Below are 17490 nucleotides of genomic sequence, written 5' to 3' on the forward strand. Positions count from 1 at the left end.
GCCGCGCGCGCCGTGCTCTACGGACGCCGGTTCAGGTAGGGGTCCGTGGCCGCGTTCGCGTAACCGCGCCAGCCCTCCGGAGTCAGCGCGTACTCCGCCGAGGGACGATCGAAGTAGAGAATCGCGCGGATCTTCGGCAGGCGCTTGAGGTCGGCCGCCAGGTTCCGGAAGTAGGCCTCCTGACACGCCTCCCCGAAGCCGAGCTCCATGATGCCGTAGGCCTTGTTCCGCGCGCCCTGCCCCAGGAGCCCGGCCTCCAGCCGGGCGTAGAACCGGTTGAGGACCGCGTGGGCGGAGCCGTAGGAGCACTGGTTGTCGTAGGGGTCCCAGGAGATCCAGTCCACGTACGCGTCCCCGGGGTAGGAGGCGGTGTAGATGGAGTCGTCACCGGAGAACCCGCCGACGACGTAGTTCCAGCGCACGTTGGTGACGCCCCGGGCGGTGAAGAGGTCGTGCACGTGCCGCCACATGCGCTTGTAGCCGGCCGTCCACGAGGCGCGTAGCTCGCGGTCGGTCATCCAGTCGACCTGCGTGTCGATCTCGCTGGAGAGGTCCAGGACGATCTGCCCGGGGAAGGCCTTCAGCCGGTCCGCGGCGGCGTTCAGCAGGGGGTCGAAACGTCCCTCGGCGACGTCGCCGGGCCGGATCCACTCGCCGGTGAAGTCCGGCGGCGTCTCGGGATCGTCGAAGGTGGCGGGTTCCGGCAGCGGGTGCCCGTTGAAGCTCGACGGGCACCCGCCGAAGCAGCGCCCGTCGATCTGCAGGAACAGGACCCGGTCACGGGCCAGTTCGGCGTCCCTGGCGGTGGGCCAGATGAGGGTCTGTTCCGGGGCCGTTCCGGTGAGCTGCGCGAGGCTGTAGTAGCGCCGGAAGGCGTCGAAGCGGCGGGGCACCGTGCTGTCGTCGAGCCGGTCGCCCTCGTGGGCGCTGACGTCGGCGTTGCCCGAGCGGTACAGGCCCCACCACGCGCCGCCGCAGGCGGGGGCGAGCCGGTCGTCCCGCCCTCCGTTCTCACGGCAGGGGTCCGCCCGGGGCTCCGGCGATGTCCGTGCCAGCACGAGGAGCCCCGCCGCGATCAGGGCGGCGAGGACGGCGAGAGCGGTAAGAACTGTGCGGGAGGTTCGCAAAGTAATAGTAGATCCTTTATGCGAACTATGGGGATATTGTCATGTCATGTCCAGTATAGAGGCTAACATTTATTTACGTAATCATTATGATCCTTTACGTCATATGGGATGAACCGGGCGGTTCGTGCCTGACGGGATCCTTGCGACACGTGGGGCGGTTGTGAGCGACGAAACGGGGACGGACGTATGAGGGCGACCATGGTTGCTGCCACCGGCGACCGCCGCCCGCCGTCGTCTGGAACGTTCCCAATCGCGGGGAACGTGAACTGGGAGAAGGGCTACGTCCGCGGGGCCGTCCAGGGGGACGCCGCCTGCGGCCTGCTGGTGTTCGCCGGGCTGATCGCCGTGCGGTCGGCGGCCGGCGGTCTCTACCTGCCCGAGCTGGCCGTCGGGGCGTTGCTGGCCGTGCTGTGGCCGGTCGCCGTCTCGATCGCGGGCGGCTACCAGGCACACCGCGTCGGCGACGGACCCGACGAGTACCGCGCGGTGCTCCAGGCCGCGGCCGCACTGGCCTCCCTGGTCGCCATCGTCGCCTACGCCACCCAGACGCCCGTCGCCCGCAGCTACGTGATGGTCGGCTTCCCGCTCCTGGCCTTCGCCACCTTCTGCTTCCGGTACGGCTGGCGCAAGCGGCTGCACCGGCGCCGGGTACAGGGCGAAGGGCTGCGCCGGGTGGTCGCCGTCGGACATCCGGAGGCGGTGGCGGAACTGGTCTCCCAGCTGTGCCGCGAGCGCTACCACGGGATGAGGGTCGTGGCGGCCTGCCTGCCGCCGGCCCCCGCGGGGCTCCCCGCCGAGGTCGGAGGCGTCCCGGTGCTGGGCGACTTCGCCGATGTCGCGGAAGCGGTGACCAGGGTCTCCGGCGACGCCGTCGCGGTGCTCGCCTGCCCCGAGCTCGACGGTGCGGCGCTGCGCAGGATGAGCTGGCGGCTCGCCGAGAGCGACACGGATCTCTACGTCGCCTCCGCGCTGATGGAGGTGGCGGGTCCCCGTACGACCGTGCGCCCGGTGGCCGGCCTCCCGCTGCTGCACGTGGAGCACCCGGACCTGACGGGCCCCCGGCAGCTCGTCAAGAGCGCCTTCGACAAGGTCGCCGCCCTGGCCGCCCTGCTCGTCCTCTCGCCCCTCCTGGCCGGGATCTACGTGGCCATCCGCATGACGGACGGCGGCCCGGCGATCTTCACCCAGACCCGGGTCGGTAAGGACGGCCGAGAGTTCCGGGTCCTGAAGTTCAGGACCATGGTGGTCGGCGCCGAGACCCTCCGGACGGACCTGGGCGCGAACGACGGCAACGACGTCCTGTTCAAGCTCAGGAAGGACCCGCGGGTCACGCCGATCGGCTCCTGGCTGCGCCGCTACTCCCTGGACGAGCTGCCGCAGCTCGTCAACGTCCTCACCGGGGAGATGTCCCTGGTGGGCCCGCGGCCCCCGCTTCCGGCCGAGGTCGCCCGGTACGGCACCGACGTGCACCGGCGCCTGGTCGTCAAGCCCGGGATGACGGGGCTCTGGCAGGTGAGCGGGCGCTCCGACCTGTCGTGGGAGGAGTCGGTCCGGCTCGACCTGCGCTACGTGGAGAACTGGTCCCTGGCCCTGGACCTGCAGATCCTCTGGAAGACCTGGTCAGCGGTGGTCCGCGGAACAGGCGCCTACTGAGCCGGCCAGCGGCTCCCGACCATCACCGCCACACCATCGAAGGACTCCCTTTGCTCACGACGCTCGACGGTGGCCCGCACCCGGCCGCAGAGTCGTCCGAGGCCCTGCGCACGCTGATCACCCAGCTGTGGCGGCCGGCGGACGGCACAGCCACGGTCCGCGCCACCCTCGACCGCGCTCCCGCCGGTCACCGGGTCGTCGAGCGCTACGCGGTCGTTCCCGACCCGGCCCGCGCCCGGTTCCTCGTCCCCCTGACCAGCCGCGCGTCCGCGGCGGCCTCGGTCGGCCGGTACAACGGCCTGCGCCCGCCCCGGACGCGGGCCGCCCGCGCCCTGCTCGGCCTCGGCTTCCGCAGCGGCCTCGCGCCGCTCCTCATGCGGCGCACCCTCGTGATCTCGGTCCCCGAGGACCTGCCCGACGCCTCGATCGGTGATCACCTGCTGACCGCCCACCTCTCCGGGATCCTGGGCGGGGTGGCCGCGGGCATCAGCGTGCGCGAGCCCGATCCCAACCTCAAGCCGATCCTGCAGCTCTTCCGTCCGGACGGGCAGCCCGCCGGCTTCGCCAAGATCGGCTGGAACGAGGCGACCCGGCGGCTCGTCACCCGGGAGGCGCGGGCCACGACCGCGGTACGGCAGGCCGTGCCGGCACGCCTGCCCGAACTCCTGCACCACGGCTCGTGGCAGGGCCGGGAGGTCGTGGTCACCGCCCCGCTGCCGCCCGGCATCCGCCGTCACGCCGACCCCGACCGGCCGCTCGACCCCCGCATCCCGCTGAGCATCGCCGAGAGCACCGGAATCCGCACCCTGTCGCTGGCCGAGTCCGACCACTGGCGCAGGCTCGCGACCGAGGCCGGAGGCATGACGGGCGAGGCACCCGCCGCGATCCTCGCCGCGATGCGGCGGATCGAGGCCTCCCACGGCCGGACCCGGCTGCGTTTCGGACGCTGGCACGGCGACTGGACACCGTGGAACCTCGGCTGGGACGGCCAGGACCTGTGGATCTGGGACTGGGAGCACAGCACCGCCGAGGTGCCCGTCGGATTCGACCTGCTCCACTGGCGCTTCCAGGTCGCCGTGGCCATGCGGGACCTCCCCCTGTCCGACGGCGTCGAGGCCGTCCGCGCCGCGGCCCGGACCGAGCTGGACGGCGTCGGAGTGCCGTCCGGGGAGCGGGGGCTGCTCGCTGCCCTCTACCTGCTGGAGATGTTCGTGCGGACGTGCCGCCTCGAACAGGGGGGCGGGGGCTGGCACTCCCGCATCTTCCCCGACGTGATGCTCCCGGTGCTGCGTGAGATGGAGGCAATGGGATGAAAGTGCTCTTCGTGTGCTCGGGCGGAGGGCACCTGACCCAGTTGCACCGCCTCCGCGGCTGGTGGGGCGAGCACGAGCGGCACTGGGTGACATTCAAGCAGCCCGACGCGCTCTCCCTGCTCGACGGCGAGAGCGTCAGCTGGGCCTACCACCCGACGACCCGCAACATCCCCAACCTGATCCGCAACCTCGGGCTCGCGGTCCGGCTGCTGCCCCGCTTCCGGCCGGACGTCGTCGTCAGCACCGGCGCGGGCGTGGCGTTCCCGTTCTTCCTGCTCGCCAAGCTCTTCCGGTGCCGCACGGTGTACCTGGAGGTCTACGACCGCATCGACTCGGGAACCCTGACCGGCAAGCTCTGCTACCCGCTGTCCGACCTGTTCCTGCTCCAGTGGCCCGAGCAGCAGAAGGTCTACCCGCGGGGCGTCGTGGTCGGGCAGGTGCTGTGAGATGGGCGAGCGCGTGAACACCGACGCACGTCCCCTGGTGCTGGTCACGGTCGGCACCGACCACCACCCCTTCGACCGGCTCACCGGCTGGATCGAACGCTGGCTGGAGAGCCGGGGCGGCACGGTCCGCTGCGTGGTGCAGAACGGCACCTCCCGTGCCGTACGGGGTGCCGAGTGCCACACCATGCTGCCCCACGGCGAACTGCGGACCCTGATGGAACAGGCCGCCGCCATCGTCTGTCAGGGCGGCCCCGGCGGGATCACCGAGAGCCGGTCGGCGGGACGCCTCCCCATCGTGGTCCCCCGCACGGCCCGCCTGGGCGAGCACGTCGACGACCACCAGATCCGTTTCACGCAGGTCATGGCGGCCAGCGGCCGGATCGCCCTGGCCGGTTCGGAGGCGGAGCTCACCGCCCACCTCGACGCCGCGCTCGCCGGCCCGTCCCGGTACCGCGTGACCCCGGACGGCGGCACCAGCCCGGTGGCGACGACCCTGCTGTTCGGCGAACTCGTCGGCGACCTGGTGGCCCGCCCCCGCGGAAGGGCCCGCCTCCGCCGAGACTGACGACGCCGGTACGGCGCGCACCTACCCCAAGACACCGGCGCCGGTACGGCGAGATGTGGCACGGGCGTGGTCGGCGCCGCCTGTACGGTGCCCGGCCCGGGGTCTCGGGACGGGGGTCGGGCGCCGTCGCCTGCGGTCATCTGTCGTCTGGAGAGCTTGGGGGACCTGGGCTTCTTCACGGTCTTCTGGCACTGCGGCCTCCTCGGTTCGGCGACGTATCCGGATCCGGCTGGGAGGGCTGTGAGAGTCTGACCCTGTGGTGGTTGAGTGGTCCCGGCAGGAAATCCTCTCGGCGCTCAGAAAGCGCTTGCTGTGTGAGGGCGCCGTAACCGACGGGTACTCCGGCGCCGATGTCATCGCGGATTCGGACACCATGCTAGTGATCTTCCGCTGGAAGCGGGATCCGAACATGTACGCCGTCGAGGTCGGCTTTCCGGAGGAACCCGAAAGTCCGTGGACCGGCTTGCCGGTGACCTCGGCTGACGAATGGGCCGCAGAAGTCGGCTCCCGCCTCGCGGAGGAACTCGGCACCGGGCTGGTCTGCCGGGGCCGCCGGACGATCCGAGGCGGCTACGTCGTGTTGGACGCCTACGATGCGCCGGACGTCTCTCCCGCCGGATTCTTCGTCGGTCCGGTTCCTCTCGACAACGACATCGCTCTCCTCCGCGGCCCCGGGAGAAGGACGATCAGGACGTGGATTGCTGCGCTCCGGAGCGGGTTTCCCCGCCTGTACGCGGCGGCCGGCTCTCACCTGGCTGAGGCGGGAATGGATGTGACCGTCCCCAGACAGCTGATCATCGAGGGCAGACTCGCCTGCTGGGTTCAGGCCTACGCCGACAACGCCCACGGGGAACCTTTCGTCGGTCATGCAGTCGCCTCCTGGGAGGACGGGCAGCACACCATCGCCCGTCTCGACCTGGTGCACATCCAACCCGACGTCCCGTCGGAGGTGTGCGGTGCGCTGGTGCGTCTCGCGCTCTGCGAGGTCGCCGAGGCCGGTGCTCTGCACGTGGTCACCGCGATCCACATCCCCGAACTCCATGGGTTGGGGTTCCGGCCCGCGAACGGGGGTGGCCTGACCCTTCACCTGAGTAGCGCTGAACCACCACCGGGTGGACTCACGGACGGGAATGGCCGGCGCAGCTACGGGGCTCAGCCCTGAGCTCCGTCCCGCCCGTGCAGCACGACCATGCCAACAACAGAACACCCCGCCCCCACCACGACCCCCACCACCCCCGTCCCGAGACCCCGGGCCCGGCACCGTACCGGCGCCTTGAACGCAAGACGCCCGGCTGGAGGCCAGCCGGGCGTCTCGGGGGATATCGGCGCGGGGTTACCTGAGGGTCGCGTCGACGGTCAGCGCGAAGCTGAGGTCGGCGCTCCACCTGTCGTACTGGTGCATCTCCACCGCGATGGTGTTGTTCCCGGCCACCAGGACGTCGGCGGGCACGGTGAAGCGGACGGGGGTCCGTTCCTCGGCGTTGGTGGAGTAGCCGACCAGGGCGGTCGTGTCCGGGGTGATCGTGCCCTCGGGAAGGTTGGCCCGGCCGATCTCGGTGCCGTTGACGTAGACCACGGCGCCGTCGTCGCGGACGAGGTCGATCAGCAGGTTCCGGTAGGCGGCGGGGTCGGCGACCTTCAGAGTGGTGCGGAAGTAGGCGGTCGTGTGCCGGGGCGTGGTGCCCGCGGGCAGCAGGGTCGCCTCGTCGCCGTCGCCGTAGCCGAACTCGCCGGGGCCGGCGGACCAGGCGGAGTCGTCGAAGGACGGGGCGGTCCAGGACGCGCCGGGGTTCGTCCCGTCGTAGCGCCACTTCCAGGTCGCGTTCTTGGCCAGCAGGTTCGCGGTGGTGGTGGTGCCCTCCACCGGGAGCGCGGCGGTGCTGGCCGAGCGGTTGCCGGCGTCGTCCACGGCCCGTACCCAGTACTTGACGGCGCCCGGGGCGGTCGCGTCGGTGTAGGACGTGCCGGTCGTCGTGGCGATCACCCGGTCGCCGCGGAGGACCTCGTACTTGACCGAGCCGGAGTCGTCGGACGCGGCGGACCAGGCGAGCTGGTTGCCGCCCGTGGTCCCGGCCAGGCGGAGGCCGGACGGGGTGGACGGGGCCTTGGAGTCGGTGGAGCACAGCCGGCCGAAGCCGCCCATCCACTGGTAGGAGCCGGTGGCGCTGTTCCAGGAGCCGCGGTTCATGTCGCCGCCGAACCACAGGCAGCCGTTGTCGTCCGTGGTCATGGCCCAGGGGCCGTCACCGAGGCGCGAGTCGATCGACGGGGCGAAGTTCGGCAGGTACTCGCCGGTCTCGGCGTCCCAGGCGCCGATCCAGACGATCTGGTGGGCGTTGGACCAGCCGACGGGGTTCTCCCAGCTGGAGGCGCCGTTGAAGACGAACTCCGGGCAGTGGCAGGAGCCGTAGACGATGCCGTCCTTGACGACGGACGCCTGGATGTCGCCGCCCTTCTTCGTGATGTGGCCGGAGACCTTGGTCAGGTCGTCGCGGGTGTAGAGCTGGAAGTCGTGCTGGGAGCCGCCCATCCAGACGCCGTCGCCGTACTCGAGGACCGACTGGCGGTAGTCGCGGTTGGCGGTGGGGGTGCTCGGCGTCCAGGTGCCGAGACCGGGGACCAGGGCGGCCGGGGCCGCGGTGCTGATCACGGCGAAGCTGTTGGCGGGCTTGTCGTTGACGTTCTCGAAGTAGCCGCCGAAGTAGACGCGGTCGCCCTTCTCGCTGGCGTCGACGTCGACCACGGGCAGGTCGAAGCGGGGCGTCCACGTGTCGTCGGGGCGTCCGTCGGACACCCGCACGCGGGCCGCCATGACGGACCAGATCTTCGAGGAGAGCGGGTTGCCGCCGCTGACGTGGTTGAAGGCGCCGCCGACGTACAGCCAGCCGCCCTGCACGTCGAGGGCCTTGACCTTGACGGCGAGGCCGCTCGCGCGGGTGAACGTGGTCCGCCAGCCGGGGACGACCTTGCCGGTCGCGGGATCGAGGGCGGCCATGCCGGTGGTGTTGGGCTCGCCGTCGACGTTGGTGAACTCACCGGCGATAATGATCTTGTCGCCGAGCGGCTGGATGTCCCAGACCTGGCCGTCGAGCTTGGGCAGGAACGAGGGACGCCACTCGCCGGTCTTCACGTCGAAGGCGGCCAGGTACGGCTGCTCCTTCTTCGTCCCGGAGGCGCCCTGCTGGACGTACCGGAACCTGCCGCCCACGTAGATGGTGTCGTTCAGCACGCTGAGGGCCTGGACCTCCAGGAACTCCTCGCCGGTGCCGGTGCCCATCACGCCGGTCACGCCCCAGGGCAGGGGGGTGGTCTGGTTGGAGACCAGGGGGGTGACGGTGGAGGCGGAGGCGCCCGCGTCGGGGACGGCGGGGTAGGAGGCGCTGGTGATCTTCGGCCGGATGAAGACCTGGGTGAACGGGATCGGGCTGCCCTCGGTGCCCTTCTGCCACAGGTAGCTGGTGGAGCCGGTGGAACCGCCGGTCTGGCCGGCTCCGTAGCTGAAGCCCTTCTGCCAGCCGTGGCTCTGCCACTCGTAGGTGAAGACGCGGCGCGACCCGTTGTTGTTGTTCCAGTCGCGGGTGTTGCCGCCGGCGTAGGCGGTGCCGTTCACGACCACCGAGGAGAGCGGGTGGGAGGGGTTGGCGTCGAAGGTCCAGGACCAGTCGTCGCGGTTCTTGAACTTCCAGCGCATCTCCTGCCAGGAGGTCCCGGCCGCGTTGGCGGCGCGGCGCAGCCGCACCCCGTCGGCGAGGTCGTCCACCCGGGTGCCGTTCAGCAGGGCGTTGACGGTGTCGCCGGGGAGCGCGGCGGGCGCGAACGCGGCGGTCCCGGTCGGGGTGTTGCGGACGTTGCCGGCGGTGCGCTGGCCGGGGTAGTGGAACGTCCAGCCCTCGCGGCCCCGGCCGATGAGGACCCAGCCGCCGCCGTCGGTCGTCATGTCGCAGTAGAACTGCTGCGGGGCGACGAGCTTGGGCGTCTGCAGCCAGTAGACGCCGTCGGCGCTGCCCGGGTGGGCCTGCTTGATCGCCCAGCAGGACGGCGCGGCCTTGGCCGAGGCGGTGCCGTCGGGAGCCGCTGCCGCCGTGGTCCGAGCGGATGCCTGGGGCGCACCGGCGACGGCGGCGCCACCGAGCAGGGCGGCCAGCGCCAGGGCCGTCGTGGCATGGCGTGGAGATGACATGTGCTCTCCCGGGGGACGCAGGTGTGCAGGTGGTCGCCCGGACAGCAGCTGGTGACGGGCGTGAGGCCCCTCAGAGCCAATCTGGACACCAAAATATAAGGTTTCGGCCTTAACCGGCAAAACGGTATTAAAGGATATTGATCGCTTTGTAATGTGATCAAGGTGTCCAGGGGAACTTCCGGTCAAGCAGCCGGAAAAGCTCCTCGTTGTGCGGCCGGTAGAAGTCCGCGAGCTCCGCCGCCGTCTCCGGGTTCATCTTCGGCGCGGGCAGGTAGTTGTGCCGGTCGGCGACCGGGAGTTCCCACTCGGGGAGACCGAGGAAGCGGATGACCTCGGCGAAGGTCTCCTTCTCGTTCCGGTAGAGGTCCTCGGCCGCGATGATCAGGACGTTCTCGCGGGGGAACAGCTCCAGCCAGCGCCTCACCTGGGGGGCGTAGACGCCCCGGTCCCGGTAGGAGAAGAAGTCGTGCGCCTCGCTGTAGTAGTACGGGTCGGCCGCCATGCGCTCGGCCTCGCCCCGCAGCCGCTCCGGCTCGGCGGCCAGCGCCTCCTCGAAGCTCAGCTTCTCCGTCCCCGCGTCCACCCGCTCCCAGTAGTGGGAGTAGGCGCGCCGGACCGGGTCCCGCAGCGAGATGATGATCTTCGCCCTGGGCATGCGCTCCCGGACCCGCTCGGCGACCGGGGGGTAGTACATGTAGTAGGGGCAGGCCTCGCCGGTCAGCGGCCGGGTGCCGTACTTGTGCTCCAGCTGGTCCAGCCGACGCTCGGTGGCGAAGTGGGACCGGTACCACGCGTCACCCTTGGCGTAGTTCACGTAGAAGTACCACGGGCTCTTGATCTCCCGCGACTCCGGGAACATCGGCATGACCAGCGGGTGCTGGACCAGGTAGTTCCACAGGGACGTGGTGCCCCCGCGCTTGGAACCGATGATCAGGAAGTCGGGCAGGTGTCGCCGGTCCGCGGTGTGCACGGCGTACGCGCGCGTCGCGGCGTTCACCGCGTCCTTCATCCACCGGGGGGAGCGGTCTTTCATCCGGGCGAGCATGCTCCGGGCCATGACGGATTTCTCCTCTTTCAGCGCCGTCGAACGGTCTCGACGAGCAGATCCATGTGCAGGGCCGCGCGTCCTCGCCACAGGACCAGGCCGTATCCGGCGCAGGCCACCGTCAGGTATGCGGCGAAGGACAGGGCGGTGGGCTCGGCGACCAGGCGTGCCACCACACCGCCGCCGCCGAACCAGAACAGGGCCCAGAGCCCGGGGCCGGCCAGGCTGCGCAGGCCCAGCCGGAGACCGAGCCCGTAGCGGACCTGGAGCGCGGCGGCCACGGTGTCGACCAGTTCGGCGGCGGCCCAGGCGAGCGCGGCCCCGGCGATTCCCAGGTACGGCACCAGCAGCAGGTTGAGCACCACGTTGACGGCGAGCGCGGCGACCTTGTTGCCCAGGGCCCACGAGCTCTTGCCCCCCATGAGCAGGACGGTCTGCACGTTGCCCGCCGCCATCACCACCAGCATCGACGTGGCGAGGATCGCCAGGGCCGCGGCCCCCTCGGCGAAGCCGTCCCCGAAGAGGGTGAGCACGAACGGGCCGAAGCAGGCCAGCGCCAGGTACAGCGGCCAGGAGGCGATCATCACCCAGCCGGTCGCCATGCTGTTCAGCCGCTCGGCGGTGCGGTTGTCCCCCTTGGCCAGCAGGCCCGCGATCTGCGGCGCGACCGCGATCCGGGTGGCGGCCAGCACGAGGGTGCCGGTCGTGATGAACCGGCTGGCGGTGGCGTAGATCCCGGCGTCGTGGTTGGAGACCAGCGCGCCGACGATGAGCACGTCGAGCCAGACGATCAGGATCTCGATCATCGCCGCGACGCCCCGCGCACCGGAGAACAACCAGAACTCCCGGACCGCGCCCGGATCCCGCTCACCGCCGGTCCCCGCCCGCCGCACCATCCGCCACAGCAGTACGGCCGCCGCGGCGAAGGTCAGCCCGACCGGGAGCGACCACGCGAGCATCACGGCCCCGGAGCCGAGGCCGAGCCCCACCGCGGCCACGGCGAGCAGCGGGCGGGCGACCGGCATGGCCACGTTGACGAGCGTGTACGCGGTCAGGTCGCCGAGCCCGCGCATGCCGGACAGGACGACCATGCGGGCGGCGGACACGGCGAGGAAGGGGGCGGCGACCCGCAGGAAGAGGGTGGCCTCGTCGAGGTGGGCGGGATCGGCGAAGAAGGAGGCGACCCACGGCGCGCAGACGTACAGGACCACCGCCGTGACCGTGCTCACGGCCAGCACGGGGACCAGCGCCGCGACGGTCACCCGGCGCAGGTCCGCCATGCGCCCGAGCGCCCGCAGCCGGGCGGCCGACCGTACGAGCCCCGTGTCCGCGCCCAGTTCCGTGACCTCACTGAAGATCATGAACAGGGCCATCACGATGAAGAAGACACCCGCCTCGGCGGGGCCGAGCAGCCGGGCGACGACGACGGTCATCAGGAAGCCGGCCGCCGCCGAAGCGACGGAGCCCAGCAGGGTGACCACGCCGCCCTTGGCGAAGTTGCGCAGCTCCCCGCGGTCGTCGGTGTCCGGGGCGCTCATGCCCTCACCTCCGGCTGGTCCTGCCGCCGGAGGTCCCGCAGGTGGCGCAGGCCGAGCGCGGCGGCCATGAAGATGACGACGAGCTGGGTGCTGTCGAGCCCGTAGTAGAACATCATGAAGACCGCCATGACGGGCACGACGTGCAGCCAGACCAGCTCCAGCGGGAGTTTCCTGGTCCGCCAGGCGAGGCCGGCCAGGAAGAGCGTGAACAGCAGGAGCGCGGGGAAGCCGTACGAGAACATGACGTTCCAGAACTGGCCCTGGGTGCCGACCGAGACGCCGATGGTGGCGGAGGGGCGCGGGGCGCCGTAGCCCAGGATCGGGGACTCCAGGGTGCGCTCGAACGCCTCCAGGTAGATGCCCACCCGGTCGTCGTTGGAGCCGCTCACCGAGGTCCGCGAGGTGATGCCGTCGGCGACCCCGGTCAGGTAGGCCACCGTCACGCCGACCACCCCGGCCGCGACCATGGCCACCAGGCCCTTGAAGTGGCCCTTGGCCGCGTAGCGCAGCGCGGCGTAGGCGAGGGCGAAGGCCACCGCCAGCAGCATGCCGCGGTTGAGCGTGGCGAAGGCGGGGATCAGGGAGGCCGTCGCCAGCAGGCCCAGCAGCACGCCCTGCCGGATCGTTCCCTGGATCCGCATGAACAGCAGGACCAGCGGGAGCAGGAGCGCGTAGTGGCTGCCCCAGGCGTTGGTGTAGGGGAAGGGGGCGCTGGGGCGCACGAACGGCTCCGCGGCCCCCCAGGGGTGCTGCACCTCGGCGAACTTGGGGTGGACGAGCTCGCTCACCAGCTCGTTGGCGGCGATCGACGCCGGCATCACCTTCTCCATGGGAGTGGCGATCGACCCCTCGGGGAACAGCACGCCGAGGTATCCGCCGATGACGACCCAGATCCAGAAGGCGACGAGGAACCCGACCGCGGTGCCGACCGGGAGCCTCCGCGACGAGCAGTTGTAGACGTAGACGAAGATCACCGTGGCGCTGGCGTAGGCCGCCAGCCTGAACAGCAGGCCGACCAGGCGGGGCACGCTGTCGAGCTGGGAACCGGCGATGATCATGGCGAGCAGGAAGAGCAGCCAGATCCCGAAGCCCCGGGGCACGGCCACGCGCCCCCGCCGCACCAGGTTCGCCACCATGGGGAGCGCGAAGATCAGACCGGCGAACGGGGCGAGGCCGAGCACCCACCACAGGGGGTAGAACACGAACATGGCCCGGAGCGGCCAGACCGGCAGCTCGCGTGCCGTGCGGTTCGCGGCACCGGAGCGGAGTGGGCCGGTGCCGGTGCCGGTGCCGGTGCCGGTGCCGGTGCCGGAGCGGTGCGGGCTGGTGCCGGTGCCGGAGCGGTGCGGGCTGTTGCCGGTGCCGGAACGGTGGGGAGCCATGCTGGCCACGACGGGTCAGATCCCCCGGCCGCGCGCGTTGAGGAGGGCCAGGACACGCTGTCCGCTGGTCAGCCGGCTCGCGACCAGCAGGGCGAGGTAGGTGCGGCGCTCCCGCCAGTTGTGCCGGATCGACCGCCGGGCCCAGCGCCACGCCTCGCCGTACTGGCCGGCCGCCGCGCGGTAGAAGGCGATCTGCCCCTCGATCCTGGCGATCCCGATGGGGTCGGTGGCGAACTCGGGGTGCTTGGCCAGCAGGTGGGTGAGCGCGTCGGCGATCATCGGAAACCGGCGGGCGAAGAAGGAGCCCTGCCAGTTGATGGCCACCAGCGGCTGCCGTACGCAGTGGATCGGTCCCAGCTTCGCGATGCGCAGCAGGAGGTCGTAGTCCTCGGCGTAGCTGCCGGGCAGGTTCTCGTCGACCGGGCCGACGCGCTCGGTCAGCACCTTGCGGTCGATGAGCAGGTTCGAGCCGTTCAACGTGAAGACGCGGTCCCGGAGCAGGTCGCGGTGGGTGACCGGGCGCTCGGGCCCGGGGCGGGGGCTGACCGTGCCGCGGGAGCGGATCTCGATCCCGGTCCCGGCGGCGACGCCCCCCTCGGCGGCCAGGAGCTCCACCTGCGCGCGGAGCTTGCCGGGCAGCCACTCGTCGTCGTCGTCGCAGAAGGCGACGTAGTCGGTCCGGGCGAGGGCGATCCCGGTGTTCCTGGACCCCGCGAGCCCGGGGGTGCGGTCGTTGACCGTGACACGCAGGCTCCGGCCCGGGGGGCACTCGACACCGGGCTCGACCGGGTCCGACTGGTCGAAGACGACGACCACGTGGATCTCGCCGGGGTACTGCTGGCCGAGGATGGCCGTGACGGCCCGGCGCAGCAGGTACGGCCGGTCGCGCGTGGCCACGACCACCGTCACGGAGGGCGCGGAGACCAAGGGGGTGTTCAGGGCTTTTGTCCCTTCTACGGGGTGTTGCACCCTAGGGTAGGGTCGTTCCGAAATGGTTGTGCCTGTTTGATGGCCAGTGACTGTTTTTTCGCTTTTGCGATCTAAGTGATAGGTGGTTCGCCAGTGGCCAGGCGCACGGCTCTCATCCCCCTTCTGGCACTGGCGTGCGCGGGTCTCCTGTCACCGGCGGCCCACGCCGACACTCACTCCGTGCTCCCGCAACCGCCCGAGCCGCTCTTCCACGTCCTCGGCAACACCATCAACGAGGCCAGCGGGCTGGCGGTGAGCGCGGACGGGAAGCGTCACTACGCCGTCCCCGACGCGGGCAGGCCCGCCGAGGTGTACGCGCTCGACGGGACCGGGAAGACCCGGCTCACCCTGGCGCTGCCGCGGACCGAGCTGAACGAGGACTGGGAGGACGTCGCCGTGGCCCGCGCGGCGGACGGGACCGGTCAGCTGTACGTCGCCGACACCGGGGACGGCTTCGTCGCCCGGACCGCGAACGGTCTGCCGGAGCGGACCTCCTACCGCCTGATCCGCGTCACCGAGCCCGCGGCCTCGGCCACCGGCCGCATCACCCTCGCGGAGGAGCAGATCGCCGTCTTCCCCCTCGTCTACTCCGACGGGGCGCCGCACAACAGCGAGGCCATGCTCGTGCATCCGGCCACCGGCAGGGTGTTCCTGGTGGAGAAGGCCGAGAAGGCGGGCCGCAAGGCCGGTCTGTGGAGCGCTCCAGCCTCGCTCAGGGCGAACGCGGACAACGTCCTGCGTCAGGCGCTGCCCGATCTGAAGATCGTAGGTGTGTCCGGCGGGAGTTTCTCGCCGGACGGCGACCGGGTGGTGCTCCGCAACGCCACCACCGCGTACCTGTGGTGGATCAAGAACGACGACGTCGCGCAGTCGATGCGGGCCGAGCCGGTCGAGATCGAGCTGCCGCTGCAGCGGCAGGGGGAGGGTGTCGCCTTCGCTCCCGACGGGCGGGCCCTGCTGGTGAACTCCGAGGGGGCCAACCAGCCGGTGTGGCGGGTCCCGCTCCCGGCCGAGGCGGGCGGCGGGGACGCGCAGCAGGCGCTCCCCGGCCAGGACCCGGCCCTGCCGGCCGGGCCGCCCGTGGGCGGCGACGGCCTGATGTTCGCCGTCGCCGGGCTGGCGGGGCTGGCGGCGATCGGGGTGCTGGTGCTCGCCGTGGTACGGGGCCGGAGAGGACCGGTGGGCGGCGAACCGGTCGGCCCGCTCCCCGCGGACGGCGCGTGACCGGGGGCGGAGCGCTCAGCCCGCTCCCCGCAGGCGGCGCAGCCGGCCGGTGACCCGGGACAGGCCGGTCGCGACGAAGCCCCGGTCCGGGTCGAGCATGATCCGGCGGCCGTGGGTGCCGGGCGTGGTCGCGGCGTTCCAGCCGAACTCCGTGGTCAGGCCGTGGGAGTACCCCGCCTCGGCGGCGGCGTCCTCGGTGGCCCGGCTCACCGCGTCGGCCTGGCCGAACGGGTAGGCCACCGTCCGGATCGGCACGTCCAGCTCCCGCTCCAGGATCTGACGCGAGCGGCGCAGGTCCTCGGTCTGGTCCTCGGGCGTCTCCTGGGCGAGCGTCACATGCCGCATGGTGTGCGAGCCGACCGAGAAACCGCGCCGGACCAGCTCCCGCGCGCCGTCCCAGTCGAGGAAGAGCCGCCCGTCCCCGGGCGTCCCCTCCGGCACGAGCCGCTCCACCAGCTCCTCCAGCGCCACGGCCCGCTCGGCCGCCGTCATCACCCGCAGGCGGTCGGAGGCCCTGCCGTAGGCCGATCTGCCCGCCGGGCCGCGGGTGGCATAGGTCTCGCCGCGCCACTGGACCGTCTCCCGGCCGCTGCGGGCGAAGGCCCACCCGGCGATCTCCCACCAGGCGCGGTCGTCACCGGAGAGCAGGCCGGGCACGAGGAAGAAGGTGGCGGGCAGCTCCAGCTTCTCCAGCACGGGTACGGCGAGCTCCAGGTTGTCGCGGTACCCGTCGTCCCAGCAGAGCGCGACGGCGCGCGGGGGCAGCGGTTCCCCCGCGTGCAGGGCGTCGAGCGCCCGCTCCAGCGGGACGACGTTGGCCATGCGCCGCAGCCGCCGCAGCTGCCCCTCCAGCCCGGCGACGCCGGAGCCGGAGACGGGGAAGCACCAGGTGGACTCGACGTTGTGCCAACCGAAGATCGTCAGTCGGGATGTCATGATCGGTGTGCTCCGAAGCCGTATCGGCGGACGCGGTTGACGGCGTCGCGGGTCTCCCTGGCCCGCCGGCGCAGGTCCGGATGGCTCTTGATGTAGTTCCTGATGATCCGGGGCGGAACGTGCCGGGCGCGGTACAGCGCCGCGCGGGCGGAGGGCCGGGAGATCCACCCCTCCGCGAGCGGGATGTGGGAGCCGGCGAAGAACTCCTTGTACGGCTCGCTGCCCTTGCCCAGGTCGATGGTGCGGATCCCGTGCTCGGCCGCGGTCCGGGCGAAGCGCAGCATCATGACCAGTCCGGGGGAGTAGGCCCCGAACGCGTCCGCGTCGTAGGCGCCGAACCAGCGCTCGTAGACCGTTCCGGAACGCAGGCCGAACTCCACCGCCACCGGGGTGTCCCCGGCGTGGAGGGTGCTGAGCAGCCCGCCGTACTCCTCGGTGGCGGTCGCGAAGCTCTCCTCGACCAGTTGCCGCACCCAGGCCCAGCCGAACCGGTCGGCGGCTCCGGTGCGCCGGTAGTGCGCGGACTTCCAGCGCATCATGAGCCGGAGCATCTCCGGGTCGCGGCAGCCGTACTCCAGCCGGAGCTCGCCGTGCTCCCTGCCCAGCTTCCGGTCCTTGCGCTCGACCCCGCCGATCGCCGACCTGGTCAGGGCCCGGCGGGCGTCGCGGTAGCGGTCGTAGCCCTCGCCCAGGTCCATGACGGGGGAGCCCACGCGCGCGGCGTCGGGCGCGTGGCGGGGCAGCTGGACGGCGAGGAGGTGGTCGAACTCCCAGACCGCCAGCGAGGCCGCGGTCAGCACGGCCGGAATCGGAACCGGGGCGCCGGGCCGGTGGACCGCACCCTGGCAGTCGGAGACCCCCATGCCGACGGCCCTGCCCACCGCGCGGCCGTGCCGCTCGTAGGGCAGGAAACCGGCGATGCCCGAGCCGTCCTCGAACACCGCGATCTCGACGCGGACGTCCTTCCTGGCGCGGCCGATCGCCAGGGCGAAGTCCGGCGCCAGGAACGGGCTGTCCAGCCCGCTCCCCGGGATCTGCCACGAGCGCCACAGGGCGAGCTCGTCGGCGCCGAGCCCGTCCGGTCGCGTGATGGTCACACGCACTTAGCCTCA

14 protein-coding genes are annotated in these 17490 nt (G+C 71.6%); 6 read left to right on the forward strand and 8 right to left on the reverse strand.

Translation table 11 applies throughout. From position 1 onward, the window contains the following. Window positions 1-17: 17 nt before the first annotated feature. Window positions 18-1127, reverse strand: a complete 1110-nt coding sequence (locus IEZ08_RS23260) for a glycosyl hydrolase (protein WP_068920811.1) — start codon at window positions 1125-1127, stop codon at window positions 18-20. Between the two features lie 198 nt (window positions 1128-1325). Between IEZ08_RS23260 and IEZ08_RS23265 the strand changes: the two genes are divergently transcribed. From IEZ08_RS23265 to IEZ08_RS23285, 5 genes are all read left to right on the forward strand, one after another. After that, window positions 1326-2780, forward strand: a complete 1455-nt coding sequence (locus tag IEZ08_RS23265; RefSeq protein ID WP_084779504.1) for a sugar transferase — start codon at window positions 1326-1328, stop codon at window positions 2778-2780. A 50-nt stretch (window positions 2781-2830) separates the two neighbouring features. After that, entirely contained in the window at window positions 2831-4093 is a 1263-nt protein-coding gene (locus IEZ08_RS23270) for a hypothetical protein (RefSeq protein ID WP_068920813.1), read from the forward strand. Next, a complete protein-coding gene (pssD, locus tag IEZ08_RS23275) occupies window positions 4090-4539 on the forward strand; it encodes a PssD/Cps14F family polysaccharide biosynthesis glycosyltransferase (protein WP_068920814.1) in 450 nt (149 codons plus the stop codon). Before IEZ08_RS23270 ends, pssD begins: the two co-directional genes overlap by 4 nt. 1 nt (window position 4540) lies before the next feature. Further along, entirely contained in the window at window positions 4541-5104 is a 564-nt protein-coding gene (locus tag IEZ08_RS23280; protein ID WP_068920815.1) for a glycosyltransferase, read from the forward strand. Window positions 5105-5360: 256 nt separating this feature from the next. Beyond that, window positions 5361-6266, forward strand: a complete 906-nt coding sequence (locus IEZ08_RS23285) for a hypothetical protein (RefSeq protein ID WP_189242878.1) — start codon at window positions 5361-5363, stop codon at window positions 6264-6266. A gap of 171 nt (window positions 6267-6437) precedes the next feature. Here the strand turns inward: IEZ08_RS23285 and IEZ08_RS23290 are convergent, their stop codons facing one another. The 5 genes from IEZ08_RS23290 to IEZ08_RS23310 form a co-directional block, all read right to left on the reverse strand. After that, entirely contained in the window at window positions 6438-9284 is a 2847-nt protein-coding gene (locus tag IEZ08_RS23290; protein WP_189242879.1) for a fibrinogen-like YCDxxxxGGGW domain-containing protein, read from the reverse strand. Between the two features lie 157 nt (window positions 9285-9441). Next, entirely contained in the window at window positions 9442-10341 is a 900-nt protein-coding gene (locus IEZ08_RS23295; RefSeq protein ID WP_203863312.1) for a sulfotransferase domain-containing protein, read from the reverse strand. Between the two features lie 17 nt (window positions 10342-10358). Continuing rightward, a complete protein-coding gene (locus IEZ08_RS23300; RefSeq protein ID WP_189242880.1) occupies window positions 10359-11867 on the reverse strand; it encodes an oligosaccharide flippase family protein in 1509 nt (502 codons plus the stop codon). Further along, complete coding sequence (locus tag IEZ08_RS23305) at window positions 11864-13249, reverse strand: O-antigen ligase family protein (RefSeq protein WP_189242881.1); 1386 nt, start codon at window positions 13247-13249, stop codon at window positions 11864-11866. The genes IEZ08_RS23300 and IEZ08_RS23305 overlap by 4 nt, the downstream gene beginning before the upstream one ends. 15 nt (window positions 13250-13264) lie before the next feature. Further along, window positions 13265-14158, reverse strand: coding sequence for a glycosyltransferase family 2 protein (locus IEZ08_RS23310; RefSeq protein ID WP_203863311.1), 894 nt, complete (start codon window positions 14156-14158; stop codon window positions 13265-13267). A gap of 240 nt (window positions 14159-14398) precedes the next feature. Here IEZ08_RS23310 and IEZ08_RS23315 point away from each other — a divergent pair, with 240 nt between their 5' ends. Next, window positions 14399-15442, forward strand: coding sequence for an SdiA-regulated/phytase-like domain-containing protein (locus IEZ08_RS23315; RefSeq protein WP_141703525.1), 1044 nt, complete (start codon window positions 14399-14401; stop codon window positions 15440-15442). 15 nt (window positions 15443-15457) lie between these two features. On the opposite strand, the gene IEZ08_RS23320 is transcribed toward IEZ08_RS23315, so the two are convergent. Both IEZ08_RS23320 and IEZ08_RS23325 read right to left on the reverse strand, forming a co-directional pair. After that, window positions 15458-16378 (reverse strand): polysaccharide deacetylase family protein, encoded by a 921-nt coding sequence (locus IEZ08_RS23320; protein ID WP_189242882.1) that lies wholly within the window; start codon window positions 16376-16378, stop codon window positions 15458-15460. Then, window positions 16375-17481 carry a GNAT family N-acetyltransferase gene (locus IEZ08_RS23325; RefSeq protein WP_141703527.1) on the reverse strand — a complete coding sequence of 369 codons (1107 nt, stop codon included), beginning with the start codon at window positions 17479-17481 and terminating at the stop codon, window positions 16375-16377. The genes IEZ08_RS23320 and IEZ08_RS23325 overlap by 4 nt, the downstream gene beginning before the upstream one ends. Window positions 17482-17490 lie beyond the last annotated feature (9 nt).

The sequence above is a fragment of the Planobispora rosea genome (assembly GCF_014648175.1).
GTDB classification, from domain to species: domain Bacteria; phylum Actinomycetota; class Actinomycetes; order Streptosporangiales; family Streptosporangiaceae; genus Planobispora; species Planobispora rosea.